This is a genomic window from Nocardia sp. CS682 (assembly GCF_004634405.1).
Taxonomy (GTDB): Bacteria; Actinomycetota; Actinomycetes; order Mycobacteriales; family Mycobacteriaceae; genus Nocardia; species Nocardia ninae.
In genome coordinates this window covers 4274349-4298199 of record NZ_CP029710.1, presented here as the reverse complement: position 1 = coordinate 4298199, position 23851 = coordinate 4274349, and the positions used below count along the sequence as shown (strand labels likewise).

The following is a 23851-nucleotide window of genomic DNA, read 5'->3' as shown; positions in this document are numbered from 1 at the left end:
TTGCGATCGAGGTCCGTTATGGCGAGTGATTCGGTGCGGCCGAAGCAGAACGAAGTGGCGCCATGGGCCTCGGCCCGCACCTCGCACTTGGCCTCGTTGTCGACAGATGATGTGGCAGTTGATGGTTCGCCATCGGCAGGTGCGGGCGACGGTCGCGTCTACAACTTCCACGGCATGACCGCGACGTCGTCCGGTCAGCAACTGGCACGAATCTTCGCGGGTAGGGAGTTGGTCGAGTCGGCTCGCCCGATCGCGAATTCCGTGGCCGCGGTGCCCGATTCGGCGCCGTTCCAGGCCACAGACGGACAACCCGCAGGCCCGGCACCTGGGCCAGTTGTCATAACCGGGGCCAAGCCCATCGGTTTCGACAAGGGACTGGGATCGCCCGGTCCGACCACCCAAGAAGAGTCGGACAGGTTACAGGCCGAGATCGATGCGAACGACCGCCGGATCCGGGAGAACAATCAGCCGAAATTGCCACCTCCGCCAGCACCGGCCACCACCACACCGCCCGCGGTGTCGGTTCCGTCCTCCCTCGAGGAGTTGGCGGTGCCCGGCCCCGACGCGGGACCTACACCGGACCAAGAGGCACCGCAGCAGAGTGGTCCGCCCGCACTGGGCAACGACCGACCGAATGCCAACCAACCAGAGGCGAAGGCGCCGACGGCATTCGAGCAGATCTACGGCGGGATCGACGGGAGTGCTCCGACTCCGGTACCTGCATCGGTTCCGTCTCTACCCGAGTTGGCGGCACCCGGTTACCAGTCGCCCCGGGTGGTCGAGCACACCGCTACCGGCGAAGTCATCGTTGTGCAGTCCGACGGTTCGACCGTGCGAGTAGATCCGAGAAATCCGATGTTCGGCCTGTTGTTCGGAGGATTGGTCAACCCGGACGGATCCGTGCCGGCGTCCCGCAATGTGCCTTCTGATCAGCAGACGGCTGGTCCTGGGGCACTGGGTAAGGATTTCCTTGGTCTGATCATCGCCATCGGCAATGGTCGAGATGGCAGGTTCGCGCTACCCGGCGGCGGCGAGTTCACACGGTCGCTTGTCAACACACCTGCCGGGTGGAAGACGTTGTACGACGTCACGTTCGCTGACGGCGACAAAATGAGTTGGGCGAATGACGGCATTCGAGTCGGCTGGCAGAACAACGAAGGCGACCATGTCACAAAGGCCCCGTTGGGTGACACCCAGCGGTCTGCGCTAGCCGAAGCGGTCCGGCTACGAGATGCCCAGTTGCAGGCCGAGGAGGCATACAGCCGCGCTTATGGCGCGGACGCTTCCAAATCTCGGAATCCAGCAGACGTTGCCGCGCTCGCTGAAGCGCAGCGTCGGGTCGACATGCTGTCTTTGCTGCAAGGTGATCCCAATGCGCTGATCAAAATAACGACGCGCGACGACGGTACGTACCGTCAGATCAGTCTGACCGACGCCCACGGTGTCGAACGAGTTATCACGGCGATCGACGATCTATTCGCTCCCGGCAAACTCTTCGAGTTTTATCGTCATCCGGACGGAACGCTCACCGACCGCGACGGAAACCAGTTGATATCCGTCGATGGCATGCAGCTCCACATCGGGAAAGATGGTAAGGCGATAATTCCGCCCAATCCAGCTGCCGAACATCCGGAGCTGTACAACAGTGCACAGCTGCCGATGACTCATGGCGAGGTCAACGTCAGCGCAGTGCGCTACGCCGGTGGGAAGCGGCCACCCTTTAGCTCGGACGGCACCGGGGAATTCGTAAAGCTCCCTCAATCCGAATTGTACGCCGAGCTCACCAGAATTCCCGTGCCGGAAGGCATCTCTGCGACCGCCATGTACAAGGTCGAAGGCGGCGGAATTATCGTCGAAGACCAGAATGGCAAGCGCTGGGCAACCGATCCCGGCAAAGCGAAAACCGTCGGTGACGAACTTCTCGGCATCCTCCTCGAGCTCGAGCTCATGGCCGCCGGCGAAGGCGTGGGCTGGGTAGTCGGTAAGGGCATCGCCGCCGGTGTCCGGGTAGTAGGGCGGGCCATTGCCCGCTCCGGCACCGAAGCGGCCGCGGAAACCGCGGCCTCTGCCACCAAGGTCGGCGACGAAGTGGTCGGTAAGGGTGGCACTCGAACCGGTACCGAAACAGCCGACGGCGCGACAACACCTCGCGCCGTCGATGGCGAGCACGCAAGTCCGCCCAGTCCGGTCCGGCCGGAGCGGCAAGGCGAACTAGAGATAGAAACTCAGCTCGATGAGGCGGTGAATCCGCCTCCGGTGGATCGGAGCGGGCAGTCCGTAGGAACGGGGTCGAATGCAGGGGGCAGGCCAGGAACTGATGGTCCACAACGCGCCGGCCCAGCGCAGCGGGTTGATATCCCAGCTCCGCCGTCCCCAACGAGCAATGCCGCAGCGCGACAAGACGACGCGACCTTCAACCGGCTTATCGAAGCGAATAAGGGCATTCGCAACGAACCAATCATCCGGGCGGATGAAGACCCCGTAAATGGCGCTAAAAGTGATGTGCGGCGTAGCTGGACGAAAAAGACGCTTTCCAATAGTGAGACGACCGGAACGGTGAATGAAGCGCAGTACAACCAGAAGTTTGCAGCATCGAGCGGTGAGCCGCGAGGGCTCAAAGGAACGCCTGGGCAGCATCTATCCCAGCTCCCTCCACCGGGTCGGCGGATATTCAAAACCGAGATCGTCGGCCATGATCGTGCGTTTGATTCTGAGCCGAAAATATTAGAAGATTTGACGCGGGATATTCTGCGCTCGTCCTCCGGGAAAACAGTGGCCGAAGTCGAGGAAGCGATCGGGCATGCAATCAATAGAGCGGAAAAGAATAGTCGCGGCCTACCTGCTGACCCCAAGGCGGTTGTTGACGATGCGGCGCATCAGTTGGGCGCGGATCTATCGAAAGTAGATCTTGAAGTGAAAATGGTGATCGACTATCCACGGGGCAGAACGCTTCAGCCTCCGCGTGATCAAATTTGCGCATCGTGCCAGCAGGTGCTGATAGACTTCAAGAATGCATTTGGTGGTAAGGTGAAGATCACCGCAAGGAATTTGCATGACGTGACGCTATGGGGTATCCATGAATGACGAGGCTGCTGCGGCAGGTGTGATTCGCGATCTGTTCGATCGCGCCGTTTCCGAAGGTTTTCGCGCCGAGACGGTCGAAGGTGCCAGTGATGCGGAAATCGATGCTATGGCCGCAGAGCAGGGGGTCGGCACGCTGCCGGTGGCTTTGCGTGAAGTACTACGAATCATTGGTAGGAATGCGGGATCCGTCCTGCCCGGAACGGTATTCGGTGTGCGCGGTCCGGACGCGGACGACAAGCAGGGAGCGCTGTGGGGCCTCGAAGAGGCGGCCGAACATGCAATCCGAGACCCAGCAGGCCTTTTGGTGATTTCCGAAGCGGGAGGGTATAGCTACCTCGTTATCGACGGCAGCGATGTGGGAGACCCGGATCCACCGTTGTGGGAGATCACTGAATCTGGCGTTGTCACTCGCCGTCGCGAATCAGTGACCGAATGGTTCGGCCTCCTCATCGACCGTGTAGTACAGGAAAAACGGCGCCTGGCAGCGGACCGAGCCAAAGGGTGGCCGGATTCCGAAGGTGAGAAGAACTACCGGTGGGATTAGATCCGCACAGTCGTGTATGAGCAACTCGGCCACCAATAGAGCTTGAGTGTCATTCGCGCAGCGTAATTCGCCACTCGGGGCGTGGCGGATTGCCACACGCACAGCGGCTGAAGGAACCAGGAGGGCGGCATCGTGCGCGGCCGCGACGCTTGAGCGCTTACAGCATGAGATCCAGGATGTGACGGGATGCCGGTGCTGAGCGCTCATCGGGGCTACGTGTATCAGGTAGTTGATGGGGCGGCGCTGGACCAGGATGATCCGCCAGTGCTCGAGATAGTTGACCACGAGGAAGCCCCGTCAAGGTTGGAGCAGCGTGTCAGCCTGGTGCGCCGATACGGCCCCTGATGTCGCAGACTTGGCCGTGATGCTGCGGATGATGCGAGAGATCGGCATGGGAGAGCCCGATCGGGCTGGCGACATCGAAGCTCGGTGACTCTCTAGTTGGCTCAACTAGTCGCAACGCCCGTGGCGTTGCTATGCACGGCCTCGAAGCGGTCGTATAAATCACTGAAGAAGTGCTCGGGGTGCACACCGACGCCGCGCTGCAGTAGGTCAATATCGGATCGGGCCGGACCCTTGGCCAGAGGTCCGGGTACACCGAATTGATCTGGGCGGACCGAATATTGAGCATCAAAATGCAGGGCACGCCGTGCTCTGCCTCGATGCCGTAAGTAGCCAGCTGGCCGTTGCAGACGCCGGAACAGCCCTCATTTCAGCTGGCAACTCATGGCCGATCGCCACCTCCCGCCCATCCTGCTCGCACTGGGCAGCAGCGGTGCGAGCTTCTCGGATGTGTTTACCTGCAGCTAGCCACGTATCTATTAAAGCTTTCCAGTGCAAGCACCTCTGGAATTTAGCGACAGTGGCGGGGGAGGTGCTGTCGCATCTGGGCGCGCTGTCCTTGGTAACTCCCTGGATCGGCATCCGCAGTGCCGAGTGCGTTGTCGAGACGGGACGCCGGAGGGACCACTGCGGTCGGCCCTGAGTGCACCCACACGCACTTCTACTTCGCGGTATCCGCACAAGCACACAAGCCTCTTCGAACAACTGAAAGCATTCCCGGCCAATGGATTCGGTCCGCCGTGTCACATCGGCTTCCGTAATGTGAGTCGAAGACCTGCGCCCTTTCTCGAATCAATCGATGTATTCAGGTGTTGAAATGGCGAATCGTGATTCTGTCTGGCCTTCGCCGGACGGTGTTCCTACCTAGGGTTGGTCACCGAGCCGCGAACTTGTCCGCGCTGGACGAACAGCATGGTGGATCGGCTGATTCGTCCGATGAGCGACTCGACAGACGGGTCTTCGACTTCTACCGAATGACGCCGGCGAGTGCCGGGCAGCAGTTGGCGCGGCTCTTCACCGTAGCGAGATGGCAGATGCAGCTCGTGGGTCGGCTGCGGAGGCATCAACGGTCGCAGCACCTTTCGATGAACCTGCGGATGTTTCCGGGTTGCCGTCGGAAAGCCGATCGCCTGTGCCGGGACTGATCGAACCGGTGAGTCTCGAGCGCGGTTAGGCGTCCGGGCCCGCAGGCGGAGGAAGAGCGGAATCGGCGCAATGAGGTGGACCGGGAGCATTGGTTGCAGCGTGCAGAAACAGCGCAGGCGCATGCAGCCGGATCCTGTTCCACCACAGGCTGATACCACGACGAACGGTCCGCAATCGGTGCCGAGGATGCGACTCGGCGTCTCGCGCAGCTGTTTCTCCCTGTCCCAGTCCGCTTTTCGATACCATGCGAGGTGCTGCTATGTCGCGTACCGACATCATCAGACCGGCCACAAACAGTTCCCCGGCTTGGGTTGCTGGCCGTGCCGCGAACTTGTCTTCGCTGACGAACAGCTTTGCAGCATCGGCTGATTCGTCTTCCGGTCGGTCGAGTGGCCGGGTCTTCGACTTTCATCGGATGACACCGGTGTCGGCGGCTCGGAAGGTGGAGCGGATCGATGCCGGGCGTGAGCTTGTCACATCGGCAACCAAGATTGCCGAGACGAGCACCCTTCATGCCGCGCCGATCAACGATATTCAGCTGATCAATGGCCCGTCGCAACCAGGTGTGACGACCCCGCCGAAGCCCCCGTCGCAGCCGGGAGTGACGACGCCCCCGTCGCAACCAGGTGTGACGACGCCCCCGTCGCAGCCGGGAGTGACGACGCCCCCGTCGCAACCAGGTGTGACGACGCCCCCGTCGCAGCCGGGAGTGACGACGCCCCCGTCGCAACCAGGTGTGACGACGCCCCCGTCGCAGCCGGGAGTGACGACGCCCCCGACGCAACCGGGAGTGACGACGCAACCGGGAGTGACAACGCCGTCGAATCCGAATCAAAACCAGCAGCCTGGTACAGGGAATCAACAGCCTGCGCAACCAGAGGCCGCTCCTGATCCAGACATCTTCGGCCTGCCGGACACCAGAGGCCGCAAGCCGGGCGACGAGTGGGACACGACGCTGCCTGACGGCCGGATCGTGCACAACCGAATTCCGTTCGGAAATGGGAACCAGACTGTCGATCAAACGATTCCCGACGGAAAAGGCGGTTTCACCACTTCCCGTGTAGCGGGTAACGGCCAAGGCGGATGGCAGCGCTGGAATCTCAACGCCGACGGTACCGCCTTCTATGGTGGCAAGTACACGGTTGAGTCGGATATGTACGGCCAGGATTACAATTCAGGCACCTCGACCGCCGGAAGACCGGATCGGGCCTATGTTTCAACGCCAGACTATAAGGGCATCAAGAATCCTTCATACGACAAAGATGGAAACCTGGTCGGTATTGATGTCGCGGTACCCAATCAATATGGAATGTTCGACAACTATCATTATGACAACTATGGCAACCTCACTATATCTACTGCTAAATCAGACGGAAAAGGCGGCGTAGAAAGCACCTTCATCGGTCAGTTCGATACAAATGGCGAAGGGTGGCAGCTCGGCCCGGACGGTAAGCCGTGGAATGTTGGCAAGGATCTGCAAGGCCGCATCACCATGGGCCGGACCGAACAGACCAAAGAAGGCACCCATGTCTACTTTATCGACCACCGCGGCGTCATGTTCGATTCGTTTTACGGCGCGGGATCGAACAAATCGTACACCGATATCTACAACGAGGTCGACAAAACAATCAACCGGAAGTTCCGTGATGGTGCGTCGGCAGTGTACGACGCCACCGGCAAGCCCATAGCTTTCAATCTGCCACCGGACCGGCGCGATTTTATCGAAAAGGGTTGGGACTGGACTGCTGGTGTCGGCAACAGTCTGAAGACCTGGGGTTCGGATCTAGTTTCCAACTTCAATTTTGCACCCGGGCTCCAGGCTGCGGCCAACCCGATGAACCCCGCCTATCGGGCTGCGGCCGCCACGCACTATGAGCGGTCGATGAACGCTGTCGTTGCCCCTGGTCGTCTGCTGTGGGACGGCGTCGTTGCATCTGGCACGACTGTCGCCGACTGGTACCGCTACAAAGTCGGCGGTGCCTTTTATGGCTTGGGTGGTGATCCATACACCCCGTCTGGACGGGCTCGGTTGCAGGCGGCACAGGCGCAGATGGACAAGGCGCCGGCCGACTGGGAGGCAGCCCTGGCCGCCACCATGTTCCTGCCCCTCGGCGGCGCACCTGTTCGTGCTGGAACAACCGCACTGCGCACTGGTGAGATCGCAATCGCAGAAGCCGCCGCAGCGGCAGCGGCTAGACAGGTCTCGCCATCGATAGTTGTCCGGGCACTACCCAATTCGAGTATGTACAACCCTTTGCGAAACCTTCCCGATTTCGCGAAGAACAGTTTCGATTCCCTACGCAATCTACCTAGTTTCGCCACCAACGGATTGCGAAGCATGCCGGGGGTGACCGGCGCTGGCGAAGCGCTGCGGAACATCCCGGCCAACTTGGTGACGAGCATCGAGCGATTCCGCACTGTTCCTGAAAGGTTCCAGGTCTGGCGCGATGTGAAGATCGAGGGGCTCATCGAATCGATGGCACGTCTCGAAACGACGGCTCGCGCCAGCGTTCACAATACGCGTTCCGGATTGCATGATTTACTGAACTTTCTTGGTCCCCGCGTCGAACCCCAGTTGGTCGCCGGAGCCCGCGGCTTATCTGAGCTAGATAATCTTCTCGCTGACGCGCTGCGAGCCCGGTTTGCCGCGACCCACGGTCCGGGCGGTGGTTTCCTTCCACGTTTCAGCGGCCCGGTGTCCATGCCGAACAACGCCTTCGGGCCCGTACGGCCGCGGGCAACACAAAAGCATACGGTGGATTTCAACCGAGGTAAGACCGTAAATACTCGGCATAAGGTGGGTGAGACTGTTCGCCAAATTGAAGGGCAGATCGCTGGCGTCAACAAGATGACCGCCAATGAGCTGCTGCACAATATGAAGACGGTTTCGCGAAAAGGAAAGGCCCAAAAGGCGGCAAACAAGGAATATAAGGCAGCAATTCTTGCTGAAGAGGAGTCGAATGCTCTTCGGCTGCTGTACGAAGATCCAGAAGCTCTAGACGGTATGAAGCCGGCACTCTATGCCAAGGAGCGGGCGAAGGAACGTACGAAGAACTTGGCAGCGCTGCATGAACAGGACATCGTTGCCGGCGGGCTCGACGTCATCGGGCTCGATGCCAGCGGGCTGCCCAAGATGGGAGACACTTTTGTGAACTCCTCGCTCGGCAGCCAGTGGGCCCATCGTGGGTTGGCGGATGACCTGAGACGGTACGCTGAGGACTTGGTTCGGTCGGGCCAAGGTGACCATCTGTTGAATGTCGAGTGGATTTTGAGGTAGCGGATGCCTTTTCCTGTCAAGGATATAACTCAGAAGTGGGGTCGTCCGAGTTTTTCGGTTCCCGCTCCCGAGGAACGGTTCGAGAAGTATGCGGGACAGGTTCCGAATTTTCTGCTCGACTTGTGGCGTGAGCTCGGATTCGCTGGTTTCCGGAAGGGATTGATGTGGCTTTGCGATCCTGAGGAGTGGCAGACGACGGTGGACGAGTGGACGGCGGGTATCGATCTGCCGTTCGGTAACGACAAATGGGTGGCAGTAACCAGATCGGCGTTCGGCAGGATGACACTCTGGGGGCAACGGACCGGATTGAGCCTGACCGTCATTCCTTACAGCGGCTGGTTATTGCCTATGGACAAGTCCAGCGACATGTCGGATGACTTCGGGCGCGATGTACAGATTTTCACCTCGTTGAGGGCGGCGAGCGGTGATCTCTTGGATCCGGATGGTGACGACGACAGGCCGCTGTTCAAGCGGGTATTGAAGCGGTTGGGGCCGGTTGGTCCGGACACCATGTATGGATTTGTTCCGGCCCAAGCGCTAGGTGGGCCAATGCTGCCCGACCACGTGCAGATTGTGGACGCGACGGTGCACATGCAACTCCTCAGCCAGATCACACCGCGAACAATCATGGTCAATCCGTACTAGGCCATGTCTCCCAATACGGTTCTGTGGATTGTGTTCGGGAGGTCGTGGGGTCGGGCATCATGTTTGCCATGTCGACGGTCGTTGGTGATCGGTATCGAGTTCTGACGGACAAGCAGTGGCAGTTGCCGGGGTTGTTGTTACCGAAATCCGATAGTCAGGTTGGCCGCAACTTCGCCAACAATCGGTTGGTGATGGGGAGATGGTGTTTCGGTTGCGGTTTAGAGTGCTGTAACGGGATCTTCCGGAGGCATTCGGTCCGTGGCAGACAGTAGTGAAGCGGCATCGCCGATAGCCGGTGACGGAACCTGAATCGGGTGCTGGTCGCGTTGACCGCGCTCGCGGATGCGACCGGGAATCTGGATTGGGTTGTGTCGGTGGATTCGACCATTCGAGTCCATCGACACAACGCCAAGGCATCCCGCGGTGGCCGGGCCCCGGCGGCCCGGACAGTAATTTTATGAGCCAGCCGATCACGCCATCGGCCGGTCGCGGGGCGGACTTGACCACCAAAGCGCATCTGGCTACCGACGGCAACGGTGATCCTCTTCAGCCTGCCGTCGTGGGGGACTATCGCAGTCGGTAGGTGATGAGATCCGCGTCCGCGGCATCCTTGTGGGGTGTCTCGGAATAACGGTCTACCCGCTGATTGGCTCGACCGTTCGAACCGCTGCCGACGTGAGTTGTAGGCGCAGCGCGATGCTGGAGTCGCCGTTTGGTTGTGAATATCGGGCGGTCCGATGGATTCGGGCCGCTTTTTTGTGCCCGCTGTAAGTACATCAATGAAGGAGCGGAATAAATGGCTGTCTATGGTCCTACCGGCGTCGCGGTCGACGCCGCCGGCAACACTTACGTTGCCGGGAATTCATCCGGTCAGGTATACAAGGTGGATCCGGAGGGAAACTCGGTCACGCTGCCCTTTCGGTGGCTGAAGCGCCCGTTCGGCGTGACGGTGGATGCGGCAGGAAATGTATACACTTGCGACTATCAGTATGACCTCAAATACAAGCGGGGCTTCGTGCATCGCCTCAGTGCTCGTGGTGTTCAGACGGTTATCGAGGTTCCTGAGCTCCGAAACCCTACCGACGTTCATGTCGATTCTGTGGGCAACTTGTACGTCGTGGACTTCTACCACGGCAGAATTGTCCGTGTTGCACCGAACGGAACCCAGGAAACTATCCCACCCGCCCCGCTCGGCTATCCGTTCGGCATCGTCGTCGATGATGCGGGCACGATCACTGTCTCGAACGGTGACGAAACGATCGGTATTGTTCGGCGGGACGCCGCTGGCAACCAGACCACGCTGCCGTTTACCAGCCTTGATCGGCCTTCTGGCTTGGACATCGATGCTGCCGGAAACGTCTATGTAGCGCAGGTCGGAGTCCAAAGCGACGTGAGCCCAAGAGTTCTGAAGATGACTCCGGAAGGGGTGCAGTCGGTTCTACCATTCGCGCCGGGGGTGCTGCGTCGTCCGATGGGCATAGCGGTTACCAGTAGCGAGATCCTGGTGGCTGACGAATACGGCATCGAGCGGCTGGCGCTCTGACTCGTCGATCGGTGTGCCCGCCGGTATCCGGCGAATCGGCCCCGATGTTACAGATAAGCTGGTATGTGATGAATCACAACGTAGCCGCCTGTTTGCTGGATGCACAAAATTTCGCCAGTCGATGAATCATCAATTAGTTACGTGAATGCCATCAATTTGCTGATCTGGATACGTGCGCTCTGTGTCACATGATGTCGAGTGGCTAGTGCGCCATGAATGCCCTGCTTCTCGGCGGCTTTCAGCCGTGCCCCGAATCTGAATGCCGGTAATAATATGGGCCGGAACTGGCAATAAGCTAGCTTGCACTTTGCAAGTTGCACACGCTTCCACTTGCAATCCATGGGCTATCACTGACCGAAACCCGCGATGGCCGAAAGGTCGCTGACCTCCGAATTCCCGTGATAGAACTGGCTGCGGTCGATACCAAAGGGCATCGACCTGGATATTCGGTAAAGGAAGCAACTGAATGAAGAAAACGCGTGTATTCGGGATCGTGCTGGCCGCGGCCGCCGGCGTCCTCATCGCTGGGTCGGGCATGGCAACCGCCGACGCGGCGCCGGGTCTGAAGCTGGAGCCGGGCACCGTGGAGCCGGTGGTCGCCCCCGGTGAGCCGGACCCGACGGGTACCGGCTCGAGCAAGGCCATCGGCGAGATCGTCAAGGCGCTGTCCAGCGGCTCGGGCAACAAGCCCGCCCCGTAGTTCATCGAAGAGACATCGCCCCGCACAGTGCTGGGCAGGGACGGCGGGGCGTCCCGAATGTCACGAAGCGGCCCGGAGCGATCCGGGCCGCTTTGCCGTATCCGCGACCGGCTGATCCGCTGAGGTAGCTGAAAGTTGACTAAGGCGGGCCTGCGGTCTGGGCGTGCTGCTCGTCAAGCATGATTCCCCAGGTCAAAGCGCTGTGCGCACTAACACACGTCTCCCCACGGCACGCCAGCAATACACTTGATCAGTTAGCTGGTGAGATTCAACGAGGAAATCTCGCGCTCGACGTATATGCGATGGAACCGATCCCTCTGCGCTTGGTGGTGGCTATGGCCAATGGTCGCGTGTTGCTCGAGGCTTGGTGGCAGGACCCGGCCGATTACAACTGGCTGGCGCGCGCCCTCGACTCCCACGCGGCGGTGCGCTGGACGAAGGTTGTCGTCGGTACGGGTGGGGCGGTGCTGGCGGGCATCGCTGTTCTGGTGCTGTCGTCGGAGACGGGCCCGCCGAGCAGGTTCGGGCAGGCGCTGGACTGGTTCATCGTCGGGTTCGCGCTGTTCTGGGCGTTGCGTTGGTGGCTGCTGCCGTGGCCGACCCGGACCGAATCCCTCACTCTCTTCGCCGCTGCGGATCTGGCGATCACGCTGGCCTGCCTGCAGGAAGCGGATCGCGTGTACGGCGCGCTCGGCGCCGTCCTGCTGGTGGTCACCGGCGGCTATCTGGCGGTGATGCACAACGCCAAGGTGCTGGCGGTGCACGCGGCCTGGACGATCTTGTCGGTGGTGGCGTTGACCGTCCGGATGGTCGCGGTGGGCGGCGATCCGATGGTCGGCTTGGCGATCGTGCTGATCTCGGTGGCGGCGGGCGTCGTGCTGCTGCCCTCGATGCAGTTCTGTTACTGGGTGCTGCGCCAGGACGCGGTGACCGATCCGTTGACGGCGCTGTTGAACCGTCGCGGGCTCGAATTGCGTCTGTCCACGTTGACGGAGTCCGCTCGGCAGGCTCCGGCCTGCGCTATCGCGGTCGATCTCGATCGGTTCAAGGACATCAACGACCGCTTCGGGCACGCCGTGGGCGACGAGGTGCTGCGCCGGACGGCCAAACGGCTGCGCCGCGCGGTGGGGCCGCTGCTTCTGGCACGGACGGGTGGCGAGGAGTTCGTCATCTTCGGGCACCTGGACGCCCTGTCGGCGCGCTCGGTCGCGGAACTGGTGCGGCGAGCAGTTGCCGAGCCGGACGAGATCGACGCGGTGGCAGGCCAGGACCCGGAACCAGTGGAGGTGACCGCGAGCGTCGGGGTCGCGGTTTTCGACGGGGGCGGTGACTCGCCGACGCCCGCCTATCTACTCGCGCGCGCCGACTCCGCGATGTATCAAGCCAAACAGCTGGGCGGCAACCTGGTCGTCGTCGACGATCTGGTCGGTTCGAGCGCAGCCTGACAACGAGAAACGGCCCGGAGCGATCCGGGCCGTTTTCGTCGTTATCGAGATCAGAACGCTGCTTCGTCCAGCTCCATGATGTCGTTGTCCAGGTTCGACAGGATGGTGCGGACCGCGGTCAGCTCCGGCAGCATGTTGCGCGCGAAGAACTGCGCGACCGCGACCTTGCCCTGGTAGAACGACTCGTCGGCGCCGGTGGCACCGTTGTCGAGCGCCTTGATGGCGATCTCGGCCTGACGCAGCAGCTGCCAGCCGATGAGCAGGTCGCCGACGGCGAGCAGGAAGCGCACCGACCCGAGGCCGACCTTGTACAGCTCGGACGGGTTCTCCTGGGCGCCCATCAGGTGCCCGGTGAGCGTGGCGGCCATGGCCTGCACGTCCTCGAGCGCGGTGGCGAGTAGCTTGCGCTCACCCTTCAGGCGGCCGTTGCCCGCCTCCGACTCGATGAACTTCTGCACCTGGCCGGCTACGTGCGCGAGCGCGACGCCACGGTCCCGCGCGATCTTGCGGAAGAAGAAGTCCTGCGCCTGGATCGCGGTGGTGCCCTCGTAGAGCGAGTCGATCTTCGCGTCGCGGATGTACTGCTCGATCGGGTAGTCCTGCAGGAAGCCGGAGCCACCCAAGGTCTGCAGCGATTCGGTCAGGTACTGGTAGGCCCGCTCGGAACCGACACCCTTGACGATCGGCAGCAGCAGGTCGTTGACCCGGTCCGCGAGATCGGCGTCGGCACCGGAAACCTGCTGGGCGACATCGGGATCCTGGTGCGCGGCGGTGTAGAGGTAGATCGCGCGCAGGCCCTCGGCGTAGGCCTTCTGGCTGGCCAGCGAGCGCCGCACGTCGGGGTGATGGGTGATGGTCACGCGGGGCGCGGCCTTGTCGGTCATCTTGGTCAGGTCGGCACCCTGGACGCGCTCCTTGGCGTAGTCGAGAGCGTTGAGGTAACCGGTCGACAGGGTGGCGATGGCCTTGGTGCCCACCATCATCCGGGCGTTCTCGATGACGTCGAACATCTGCGCGATGCCGTTGTGCACCTCGCCGACGAGCCAGCCCTTGGCCGGAATGCCGTTGCCGCCGAAGGTGACCTCACAGGTGGCCGAGACCTTCAGGCCCATCTTGTGCTCGACGCCGGTGACGAAGACGCCGTTGCGGTCGCCGAGTTCACCGGTCTCGTGGTCGAAGTGGAACTTCGGCACGAAGAACAGCGACAGGCCCTTGGTGCCGGGGCCCGCGCCCTCGGGGCGGGCCAGCACCAGGTGGACGGTGTTCTCGAACATGTCGTCGGCGTCGGCGGAGGTGATGAAGCGCTTCACACCTTCGATGTGCCAGCTGCCGTCTTCCTGCTTGATCGCCTTGGTGCGACCCGCGCCGACATCGGAGCCCGCGTCGGGCTCCGTGAGGACCATGGTGGCGCCCCAGTCGCGGTCGATCGCGATCTTGGCCCACTTCTTCTGCTCATCGGTGCCGTTGTTGTGGAAGATGGTGTTGAAGCCGGGACCTGCGGCGTACATGTACGCGGCGGGCTGTGCACCGAGGATCAGCTCGCTGATGGCCCAGTGCACGGTGCGCGGGACGCCGAGTCCGCCGAGCTCCTCGGGGATGCCGAGCTTCTCCCAGCCGCCTTCCTGCAGCGCGCGGAAGGACTTCTTGAACGATTCGGGGATCGCGACGGTGTGCGTCTGCGGGTCGAAGACCGGCGGGTTGCGGTCGGCGTCGGCGAACGACTCCGCGAGCGGGCCCTCGGCCAGGCGACGCACCTCGTTGAGCATCTCCTTGACGGTGTCCGTGTCGAGGTCGCCGTAGGCGCCGCTGTCGAGGATCGAACCGAGTCCAAGGACCTCGAAGAGGTTGAACTCCAGGTCGCGGACGTTGCTCTTGTAGTGACCCATGTCAGTACTCACTCTCCGTTGAGTTGGTGCGGTCGGTTGGTTGACCGTTCCCGCCCGTGTTTCGCTCTACCGGTAGCCGGTGTTCCGCATGCTACTCGCGGGTAACTTACGGTCCATATTACCGACCGGTAATGGGCTGGCAAAGGCTCGAGCGGGAATGTGACGCGAAAAACAGCACCGCGCGGGGCGTCGCGAGTTGACGCGCCGACGCGGTTACCGTGAGGTGTGCGCATCGAGACGAGTGCCGGACCGGCCGAAATCGAGCTCGACCAGCCACGCAAGCCCGCGTTTCTCCTGGTGCTCACGCACGGTTCGGGCGGTGGGGTCGACGCGAAGGACATCCTGACCGTGCGCGACGCGGCAGTGGCGCTGGGTGGCGCGGTAGCCAGGGTTGTGCAGCCTTATCGGCTGGCGGGCCGTCGAGCGCCGGGGTCGGCGGTGAAGCAGGACGAGGCCTGGCTGGAGATCGTAGCGGCGCTGCGGGGTCGGGTGAAGAAGGTTCCGCTGATCCAAGGTGGGCGGAGCAACGGGGCGCGGGTCGCTTGTCGTACGGCGATCGCGGTCGAGGCGCGCGGGGTGATCGCGCTGTCGTTTCCGCTGCATCCGCCGGGGAAGCCGGAGAAGTCGCGGCGCGCGGAGCTGCTCGAAGCGGGTGATATCGAGGTGGTCGTGATCAACGGGGGTAGCGATCCGTTCGGCATTCCGGATGCCGCCGATGTGGCGGAGTTGTGCGTGATTCCCGGTCAGCCGCACTCGTTCCGCACGGGATTCGACGTCATCGCCGACACGGTCACGCCCTGGTTGCAGCGCTGGAGCACCTAGTCGGCCGGGACGGTCTACAGGCAGTACCTGGCTCCATAGGAGATCGACTGCACGAGACAGGCCAGGGACGCGGCGTCGCTCGACCCGGGCGAGACGCCGATCGGAGTCGCTTCCGTGCCGACGGGATCCGCTTGGCTGTTCGTCGCGGGCTCCAGCGGAATTCCGCCCGGGTTCCCGGCCGCGTTCGCCACCCCCGCACCAGCGGTCAGGGTGATCGCCACGGTGGCAACGATTTTCAGCACGGCACGGTTCATCAGGCAACTCCTCGATGGGGGTGAATCATCAAGCACGGTAGCCAAGACCGATGCCGCGGGCACGCCCCAAATGTCGTTGACCGCAGCTTCGGCGGCGTTGCGGGTCGGCACCGCATCGCTACACCGATTGGATCTCGTTCGATCCCACCGCCGGGCGGTTGGCGATGACCAGCGCGTCGATGGCATCGCGCCCCTCGGTGGGGCGCAAGACGCGTTCGGCCAGCCGGACCCGAATACTGTCGTCCGCGATGGCATCGCCCAGGTCGGCGACGATGTCGTCCGGGGTGAACAGGACGGACGGGTCCTGCGGACCGCCGTAACCCTCGGTGATATTGGTGGAGTCATGGCCGAGGACGAGCAGGGTGCCCTCAGGAACAAGCAGGTCAGCAGCCTGACGGACCACCTTGCGCCGCTGCTCGGCGGGTAGGTGCAGAAAGACCATCAGGACCAGCTCGAACGGACCGGTGAGCTCGGCGGCGGCGAAATCGATGACGTCGGCGCACTGCCAGGTGATGCGGCTGCGCACCGAGCGGGACAGTCGGGTGGCGATGGTCCGGCCCTTGTCCACGCCGACCTGCGAATAGTCGACGGCGTGCACCTGCCAGCCGTGCGTGGCCAGCCACAGTGCGTTGCGACCTTCGCCGCAGGCCAGGTCGAGGGCGCGGGGGAGTTCGGGCGGGTCACCGTCGGGATGGTCGGGCTGCAGCGGTGTGCGCCGCTCCAGCCCGAAGACGTGCTCCACCACGGTGTTGTTCGGCGGTGCGCCCCAGACCAATTCAGTGTGCGCGTAGCGCTCGTCCCAATCGGTCGCATCCATGCCCGTGAGTCTATTGATCCCCGATGGGCAGCCAGTGCACCGGCGAGGTTTCCCGGATGTGCACCAGCACGTCGAAGGCGTCGGACAGCGAGTCGAGGCTGAGGTCGGCGGTGGCGTCCTCGGCCGGGTCGTAGATGCCGCTGATGACGCGGGCCTTCGCCGGGCTGCGGAACCAGTCGCGCACCGCGTCCGGTGCGTCGTCGCGGAGGTCGACGTAGTAGGCGGGCAGATCGACCGAGCCGAGCGTCGCGTCCAGCAACTCGGCGCGGGGATCGGGCGCGATAGCCACGCCGAGGTCGCCGTGGTGGAAGCCGAGTGCCACCGACACGTACTCGGGGCCGAACTCGTTGTGCAGATAAGTGCCGACACCCCGGAATTCCGCTGTCCCCATTCGTATCCCGAGATTCGTTGTGTGCGCGATGCCGTCCCAGTAGACGATCTTCGCTCCGCTGCGGCGCTGCCAAGCGATGACCCGCTCGCCCGCGAGCCGCTCATCGCCGGCGAATCCACCCTGCCCGGCGACGCTGTTTTCATGGAAGTCGCGTATCAACCGGGCATGCGTGCGAACGTATTCCGTTGTGCCCGGCAAAGTTTCGAGCAACGCGACCGCCTCCCGTGCGTGCTCGGCGAACGGGCGGCCCGGGTGAATGCCCTGATGGTGCTGGACATGTTCGTCCACCTGATGCGCGGTACGAATCGGCGTGAGGTGAACCTCGATGTCGGCCAGTCGATCCGGCGCCACGCGGCGCACATGATCGAGCACGACGTCGTAGTCGGCAGGCTCCGCATGCGGCGGCTGGACGCCGGATATCCGCACCGGATCATCGGGGTGGTCCTGGTTGAACGCGCGGATCCACTCCAGTGCCGCAATGGTTTCCGTCGTCCGCCACGGCCGCCACGAGCCGGCCAGCACCGATTCGGGATCGCCTGCACCGGTGCGTGCATACCGATCCCACCGCTCGCCGGAGCGCGCGCTGTCCTGAATGGCCAAGCCGCGGAAGCCGTGTCGCTCGACCAGTGCACGGAACACGCGCTCCTGCACCCCGTAGATCTGCCGGGAGAACCGCGTCGACTCACCCAGTCCGACCACCGTCGCCACACCGAGCCGATCGATCAGCGGATCGAGGTCCGGCCCGGTATAGGCGGAATCGGTATCTATTACCGGATGTGCGTTGGCTCTGAGCCATTCACGCACTGGTGCGACGGTTCCCATGGTTCCTCCTGCAGACGACGATCCGACACCGCCGAGCCTCATACGTGAAGTCGTGTTGAGGTCAAGGTGGTGCCGGATCGCGCGGAACCAGGTGCGGGAAACCCGCTACAGCGTTGTGCGCATGAGCAGCACGTTGTACTGACTGTGCACGGTAGTGAGGTAGTACAGATCGCGTCCGGTCTGGTACGGGAAGATCGACGGCGCGTACGCGCTCGGCAACTCCCTGGTGTCGATCAACACCTCGGGCTCACTCCACGGGCCGGCCGGTGCGGGCGCGCGCCGCATCACCACCGAGTTGAACGGGTCGGTGGTGAGCGAGATGTATTGGCCCAGATATGCGTTGTACATCACCGACATTTCGCCGACGCCCCACATGATCGGCGCCGCGGCATTGACGTCGCCGCGTCGCCATCCTTCGCCGTCCCAGTATTCGTACGCACCGAGGTCGGTGATCTCGGCCTCCGGCACCCGGGCCACGAACGCGGCCTGATTGCGGCCGGACGGGGTGCCGTACTCGTAGACGAAGCCACCGTCCTTGAGGAAGGCGTTCATCTGGAAGTTGCTGTTGCCGCCCTCGTCCGGGCGCCGGGTGGCGGGCAGCTCACCCCAGGTTTCGCCGTTGTCGGCGGACGCGGCGAGTCCGGAGAAATTGGTGCTCCATTGCCCGACATCGTCCCAGCTCCGTACGGACATGAGGCTCATGAATTGCACCCCGCCGACCGAGATGCCCGCGGTTGGGATGCGGCTGATCTCCAGGAACGGAATTTTCGGACTGGGGACAAGATCACGCGCCTGTCCGAAGACATCCCGGACGACACTGTCGAAATAGATCCCGCCCGCCGGATTCTGGGTGTGGCTGCGCATCAGAATATTGGACCGCCACGACCACATACTGCCCGCCAGCAGATTCGGAAATCCGAGGCCCGCGGTGTCGCCGAATGCCGTCAGCAACTCACCGTTGCCGTTATCCCACATGATGCCGAGGTCGGTGCCGAGCACGTTGTAAGCCTGGGTGTTGTTCGGGCTGGCCATGCCGGTCATCTGGAACACGGCTTTGGTGCGCCCATGCAGGTGCGGCAGGCCGGTGCTGCCATTGAGTACCGGAATCGGATTGATGGTGTTCGGGTTGGCGGTGGCCGGGGTGGCAGCACTGATAAGCAAGGCTGAAGCACCCGCCAGCGCCGATAGCAAGATGGATGCCGTTCTGGTCAAGGTCTGTGAGCCCTCCGTATCACGCCGAGCGCGATGCGACACACAGACTTCCCGCGATACACAGACCCCTCGCGGTGTGTAACGCACCACAATTCGACTGGCTGGCAAATCCTTGGGAAATGCTAGCAGCGCAGTCGTCGGCATTGTGGCGCGTAGCTCAAAAAGGAGTCCTGAGCACTAGCTTTTCTTGGATTTACTCCCCGCCGTGGCCAGCCGAATGATCAGTGGCAACTGTGTCGCGCGTTCCAGCGCGAACGTGCGGCGTGTCGAAGCCTCCCAGGCTTTGTCGAACAGCCGCTTGGCACCGGCAACGGCGTGCGGCGAGCGGGTCGCGATGCGGTCGGCGAGTTTCTCCGCGGCGGCGACCGGATCCGCGGTGACCTCGGTGACCAGGCCGACGCGCTCGGCGTACGCGGCATCGACCGTGTCCGCGGTCGTGGCGAGCAGCAGCGCCTTGTCGACGCCGATCAGCCGGGACAGGGTGGCCGCACCGGTCATGTCGGGCACCAGACCGTGCTTGACCTCCATCACGGAGAACTCCGAATCGGGGGTGGCGAAGCGGAAGTCGGCGGCCAGCGCGAGCTGCAGTCCACCGCCGTAGCAGCGGCCGTGCACCGCGGCGATCACCGGAACCCGCAACCGCCGCCAAGCCCAGCAGGCCTCTTGAAAGGTGTTGGTGCCGCGCCATGGCAGTGGGACGAAGCTGCGCACGATCGACAGCGGGTCACCGGTGGCCTTGGCGATGTCCAGGCCGCTGCTGAAACTCGGGCCGTTGCCGGACAGGATGACCGCGCGCACGTCGGCACGCCCCGCGATGGTGTGCGCGGTGTCGATCAGGTCCCGGAGCATCTCGATGGTGAGGCCGTTGTGCTTGTCCGGCCGGTCGAGGGTGACGTAGGCGCGGTCGCCGTCGAAGCGCAGCGCGATGTTGGTGCCCATTCCCGGATCTTACCCGTGAGTCAGTTCAACGGTAGGGGGCCATTGCCCGGCCGTCCGGACTCTGCTCTAATCGAACGCAAGTTACCGTCAATGCTGACGGTATCCGCGCCGACCGCCCCTACCGTGGCACGCTCGACGCCCCGCAAGATCATCGGAGGAACAATGCTGCCAGCGGGAATGGATCCCCGGACGCCGGTGCTGGTCGGTGCCGGACAGGTCGTGCACCGGAGCGGCGAACCGGGACTGCCGGGTCCGGTCGAGCTCGCCGCCGAATCGCTGCGCCGCGCGGGCGCCGACAGCGGCACCGGCGATCGGCTGCTCCGATCCGCCGATCTGATCGCGGCGGCGGCCCCGGTCAGCAGGCCGTACGCGGATCTCGGCGCACTGGTCGCCACGGAACTCGGCGCGTCGCCGAAGCGGACGGTGCAGTCCGTGCGGTTCGGCGGCGACGCACCGCAGCGGCTGCTCAACACGGTCGCGCAGGCGATCGCCGACGGGCAGTCCGACATCGCGCTGATCACCGGGGCCGAGGCGGTGGCCGCCTGGAATACCGCCACACGCACGGGTGCCACCCTGGATTGGCCGGAACAGTCCGACGACGTGCAACCGACCGAACTCATCGGCTCGGATCGTGCGCCGAACTCCGATATGGAGACCGCGGCCGGGTTGTGGGGACCGGTGTACTTCTACGCACTGATGGAAACCGCGCTGCGTGGTCGGCTCGGCCTGAGCGAGGACGAGCATCGCGCGCGGATCGGCGGCCTGTGGTCGCGCCTGTCCGAGGTCGCGGCGGGCAATCCCTATGCCTGGCAGCCCACACCGCAGGCGGCCACCGATCTGGTGACGCCGACGCCCGCGAACCGTATGGTGTCTACGCCGTATCCGAAGCTGCTCATCGCGAACCTTTCGGTGAATCAAGGTGCGGGGCTGATCGTGTGCAGTGCGGCCGCCGCGACAGCGGCCGGGGTGCCGCGAGATCGGTGGGTGTTCCCGCACGGCGGCGCCACCGCCACCGACGAATGGTTCGTCTCCGAACGCGCGGACCTGGCTGCCTCACCTGCCATCGCGGCCGCCGGACAGGCTGCCCTGGGTGCCGCGGGCATCGGCATCGATGACGTGGCGCATATCGACCTGTACTCGTGCTTCCCGGTCGCGGTGCAGGTCGCGGCCGAGGCGCTCGGGCTGCCGATCGACGATCCGGCGCGGCCGCTCTCGGTCACCGGCGGCCTCACCTTCGGGGGCGGGCCCGGCAACAATTACGCGACCCATTCGATCGCGACTCTGGTCGGCCTGTTGCGCGAGGACCCGAGTGCGTACGGTCTGGCGACCGCGCTCGGCTGGTACATCACCAAGCACGGTGTCGGCGTGTACTCGGCCGAACCGCCTGCGCGGCTGTTCCGTTCGATCGAGGCGCAGGTGCCTGCCGCCCGGCGCGAGGCCGCACCCGGCTACACCGGGCCCGCCACGGTCGAGTCGTACACCGTCGCCTACCGCAAAGGCCCCGCGCCGGACCACGCCGACGAGCCCGAGGCGGTCGTGGTCAGCGCCCTGACGCCAGCCGGCGCCCGCATACTGATCCGGGCATCCGACGCCGAGACCGTCGCGGCGTTCGACGAAGGCGACCCGCTCGGCGTTGCCGCCGACATCACCGCAGCAGACAAGCTGACGCTCATCGAGAGGACCGTCAAATGACCGCAGCATCGCAGGGCGACTCGACACGGGACGCGGGCGGATCCGACCTGATCCTGGTCGACAGGCGCGACGCCATCACCGTGCTGACCGTCAACCGCCCCGCGGCCCGCAACGCGATCAACCTGGCGACCGCGCAGGCCATCGAGAACGCCGTCGACGAGTTCGAGGCCGACGACGCGGCTCGGGTGCTCGTGCTCACCGGCGCGGGCGGCACCTTCAGCGCGGGGATGGATCTCGTCGCCGCGTCGAAGGGTGAGATGCCGATGACGCAGCGGCGTGGCCCGCTTGGCATCGCCGCGAAACCTCCGGTGAAGCCGATGATCTCGGCCGTCGAGGGCTTCGCGCTGGCAGGCGGTTTCGAGTTGGCGCTCTCCGGTGACCTGATCGTCGCCGCCAGTAACGCGCAGTTCGGCATCCCGGAAGTCAAGCGCGGCTTGGTCGCCGCGGGTGGTGGCGTGCTGCGCCTGACCCAGCGGTTGCCGCGCAGCATGGCGGCCGAACTCGCGCTGACCGGCGGGCGGATCGGCGCCGAACGGCTGTACCAGCTGGGTCTGGTCAATCGGATCGCCGAGCCCGGTGCCGCATTGGCCGTCGCGCTGGAGCTGGCCGCCGAAATCGCTACCGCCGCACCGCTCGCCGTCGCCGCGAGCAAGCGGATCATCGACGAGTCGCCGGACTGGCCGGTGGCCGAGGCGTTCGCCAAGCAGGGTGAGATCGCCCTGCCAGCACTGTTTTCCAAGGACGCTGCCGAGGGCGCGCTCGCCTTCGCGCAGAAGCGCGAACCGCAATGGCAGGGACGCTGACCGCCTCGGGAGAACGCGCCCGGGAGACGCAGGGGCAGCGCCGCGCGCGCATGCGCACGCGGCTCCTGGACGCGGCGGTGGAGAGCCTGATCGAGGTCGGTTACGCGGGTACCACCACGCTGGAGGTGCAGAAGCGGGCCGGCGTGCCGCGCGGCACACTGCAGCATCATTTTCCGACCAAGGCCGATCTGCTCGCCGGTGCCGTCGAGCATCTCGCCGCCCGTCGATTCGACCAGCTGACAAAGGAATTCGAGGACATTCCGGCGACGGCCGATCGATTGGAGACGGCCGTCGAGCTGACCATGCGGATGCTCAGCGGGCCATCGTTCTGGGCCGCGCTGGAAATGTGGGTGGGTGCGCGCACCGATCCCGAGCTGCTCGCCGCCTTCCTGCCCCTGGAGCATCGGCTGTTCGAGTTGATGCACACCAGCATTCGCGATGTCTTCCGCGCGGAGTTCCCCAACGACCCCCGGGTGCCGACGATCACCGAGTTCACCATCGAGATCATGACCGGTCTCGCACTACGTGTGCTGCTGACCGGCGAGGTCGATCGGAACAGAATCATCCAGCACCGCTGGCGGAATGCGGTACGCATCCTGCTCGGGACGGCGCATCCGGACACGCTGACCGAGCCGCGCCGGGAGCGATGAGTAGCGGTTACTTCCTGGCGATGGTGTCGAGCACCGCTCGCGCGCACGCGGCGGGATCGTCGTAGAACGGTGTGTGCCCGCTGCCGTGCAACGTGACGTGCGCGGCCTCCGGCAGCAGCGCGCGGGCGCGGCGGCTCTGGGTGCGGTAGGTCAGCAGAATATCGCGATTGCCCCAGGCGACGGTAACGGGAATCTCTGCCAGACAGCCGGTTTCGAGCAGCTTCGCGTCGGTGAACGAAGCGAGCGCCGGTTCGAAACCCGGCGCGTCGGCGGCTCCGTTCGCGGTATCGACGGCCACTTGCGCGTCGACGGCCCATGGCTTGCCGAAGACCAAACTCAGGAAGGTGGTGCGCCCTGCGGCAGTGCCGAGGATCGCCGGCAGTGCGGGCTTCAGCCGTCCCGCGAGCATGCGTGACTTGCCGAGCGACTGCTGGCACCAGACGCGACCGGCTTTGTCCCAGAACGCGATCGGGGAAAAAGCGGTGACGGAGCTGGCGAGCCCGCGGGCGCCGAGGTTCAGCGTGATCAACCCGCCCATCGAATTGCCGGCAAGGTGCGGCCGCTCGATGCCCTGGGCGGCAAGGAATTCGGCGAGTGCGTCGGTGAGGGTGTCCACGGTGGTGGTGGCGAGCGGTGCCGACCCGCCGAATCCGGGCAGATCGACGGCGATCACGTCGAACGACTCGGCGAGCGTATCGATGATCGGCTCCCACACCTGCCAGCGGCTGCCGATGCCGTGCACCAGAACCAGGGGCTCGCCCAGGCCAGTCCGATGATGGTTCAACATCGTCATGTGTCCGCCTCTCCGGGTATTCAGGCGCCCACAGTAACAGCAGT

General features: G+C 63.9%; 18 protein-coding genes. 11 read left to right on the top strand and 7 right to left on the bottom strand.

Going from position 1 to position 23851, the window contains the following annotated elements; genetic code table 11:
• Positions 1–18: 18 nt before the first annotated feature.
• The 7 genes from DMB37_RS19360 to DMB37_RS19325 all read left to right on the top strand — a co-directional run bounded on the left by DMB37_RS19360 (position 19) and on the right by DMB37_RS19325 (position 12726).
• The gene (locus DMB37_RS19360) at positions 19–3084 is read left to right on the top strand and encodes a hypothetical protein (RefSeq protein WP_135233927.1); all 3066 of its coding nucleotides are present in this window, start codon (positions 19–21) and stop codon (positions 3082–3084) included.
• Complete coding sequence (locus DMB37_RS19355) at positions 3077–3628, top strand: SMI1/KNR4 family protein (RefSeq protein ID WP_135233926.1); 552 nt, start codon at positions 3077–3079, stop codon at positions 3626–3628. Before DMB37_RS19360 ends, DMB37_RS19355 begins: the two co-directional genes overlap by 8 nt.
• 1747 nt (positions 3629–5375) lie before the next feature.
• The gene (locus DMB37_RS19350; RefSeq protein WP_135233925.1) at positions 5376–8393 is read left to right on the top strand and encodes a polymorphic toxin type 15 domain-containing protein; all 3018 of its coding nucleotides are present in this window, start codon (positions 5376–5378) and stop codon (positions 8391–8393) included.
• A gap of 3 nt (positions 8394–8396) precedes the next feature.
• The gene (locus DMB37_RS19345; RefSeq protein WP_135233924.1) at positions 8397–9038 is read left to right on the top strand and encodes a GAD-like domain-containing protein; all 642 of its coding nucleotides are present in this window, start codon (positions 8397–8399) and stop codon (positions 9036–9038) included.
• 796 nt (positions 9039–9834) lie between these two features.
• Positions 9835–10581 carry a hypothetical protein gene (locus DMB37_RS19335; RefSeq protein ID WP_135233923.1) on the top strand — a complete coding sequence of 249 codons (747 nt, stop codon included), beginning with the start codon at positions 9835–9837 and terminating at the stop codon, positions 10579–10581.
• Positions 10582–11047: 466 nt separating this feature from the next.
• The gene (locus DMB37_RS19330) at positions 11048–11281 is read left to right on the top strand and encodes a hypothetical protein (RefSeq protein WP_135233922.1); all 234 of its coding nucleotides are present in this window, start codon (positions 11048–11050) and stop codon (positions 11279–11281) included.
• Between the two features lie 302 nt (positions 11282–11583).
• Positions 11584–12726, top strand: coding sequence for a diguanylate cyclase (locus tag DMB37_RS19325; protein WP_135233921.1), 1143 nt, complete (start codon positions 11584–11586; stop codon positions 12724–12726).
• Between the two features lie 50 nt (positions 12727–12776).
• Here DMB37_RS19325 and DMB37_RS19320 read toward each other — a convergent pair whose 3' ends face one another.
• Positions 12777–14612: an acyl-CoA dehydrogenase gene (locus tag DMB37_RS19320; RefSeq protein WP_135237673.1), complete on the bottom strand. Its 1836-nt coding sequence runs from the start codon at positions 14610–14612 to the stop codon at positions 12777–12779.
• Positions 14613–14837: 225 nt separating this feature from the next.
• Between DMB37_RS19320 and DMB37_RS19315 the strand changes: the two genes are divergently transcribed.
• On the top strand, positions 14838–15434 hold the full coding sequence (locus tag DMB37_RS19315; RefSeq protein WP_135233920.1) for an alpha/beta family hydrolase: 597 nt from the start codon (positions 14838–14840) through the stop codon (positions 15432–15434).
• A 14-nt stretch (positions 15435–15448) separates the two neighbouring features.
• Here DMB37_RS19315 and DMB37_RS19310 read toward each other — a convergent pair whose 3' ends face one another.
• The 5 genes from DMB37_RS19310 to DMB37_RS19290 all read right to left on the bottom strand — a co-directional run bounded on the left by DMB37_RS19310 (position 15449) and on the right by DMB37_RS19290 (position 19857).
• Positions 15449–15688, bottom strand: coding sequence for a hypothetical protein (locus tag DMB37_RS19310; RefSeq protein WP_135233919.1), 240 nt, complete (start codon positions 15686–15688; stop codon positions 15449–15451).
• Positions 15689–15806: 118 nt separating this feature from the next.
• Positions 15807–16505: a bifunctional 2-polyprenyl-6-hydroxyphenol methylase/3-demethylubiquinol 3-O-methyltransferase UbiG gene (locus DMB37_RS19305; RefSeq protein WP_135233918.1), complete on the bottom strand. Its 699-nt coding sequence runs from the start codon at positions 16503–16505 to the stop codon at positions 15807–15809.
• Positions 16506–16515: 10 nt separating this feature from the next.
• Positions 16516–17718 carry an erythromycin esterase family protein gene (locus DMB37_RS19300; RefSeq protein ID WP_135233917.1) on the bottom strand — a complete coding sequence of 401 codons (1203 nt, stop codon included), beginning with the start codon at positions 17716–17718 and terminating at the stop codon, positions 16516–16518.
• Positions 17719–17823: 105 nt separating this feature from the next.
• Entirely contained in the window at positions 17824–18930 is a 1107-nt protein-coding gene (locus tag DMB37_RS19295; protein WP_135233916.1) for a DUF4185 domain-containing protein, read from the bottom strand.
• Positions 18931–19107: 177 nt separating this feature from the next.
• Positions 19108–19857 (bottom strand): crotonase/enoyl-CoA hydratase family protein, encoded by a 750-nt coding sequence (locus DMB37_RS19290; protein WP_370465415.1) that lies wholly within the window; start codon positions 19855–19857, stop codon positions 19108–19110.
• 174 nt (positions 19858–20031) lie between these two features.
• Between DMB37_RS19290 and DMB37_RS19285 the strand changes: the two genes are divergently transcribed.
• Genes DMB37_RS19285 through DMB37_RS19275 form a run of 3 tightly spaced genes read left to right on the top strand, consistent with a single transcriptional unit; the run spans position 20032 to position 23014 of the window.
• A complete protein-coding gene (locus tag DMB37_RS19285; protein ID WP_135233914.1) occupies positions 20032–21561 on the top strand; it encodes an acetyl-CoA acetyltransferase in 1530 nt (509 codons plus the stop codon).
• Positions 21558–22364, top strand: coding sequence for a crotonase/enoyl-CoA hydratase family protein (locus DMB37_RS19280; RefSeq protein ID WP_206055279.1), 807 nt, complete (start codon positions 21558–21560; stop codon positions 22362–22364). The genes DMB37_RS19285 and DMB37_RS19280 overlap by 4 nt, the downstream gene beginning before the upstream one ends.
• Positions 22349–23014, top strand: coding sequence for a TetR/AcrR family transcriptional regulator (locus tag DMB37_RS19275; protein ID WP_135233913.1), 666 nt, complete (start codon positions 22349–22351; stop codon positions 23012–23014). Before DMB37_RS19280 ends, DMB37_RS19275 begins: the two co-directional genes overlap by 16 nt.
• A 7-nt stretch (positions 23015–23021) precedes the next feature.
• On the opposite strand, the gene DMB37_RS19270 is transcribed toward DMB37_RS19275, so the two are convergent.
• The gene (locus DMB37_RS19270) at positions 23022–23807 is read right to left on the bottom strand and encodes an alpha/beta fold hydrolase (protein WP_135233912.1); all 786 of its coding nucleotides are present in this window, start codon (positions 23805–23807) and stop codon (positions 23022–23024) included.
• Positions 23808–23851 lie beyond the last annotated feature (44 nt).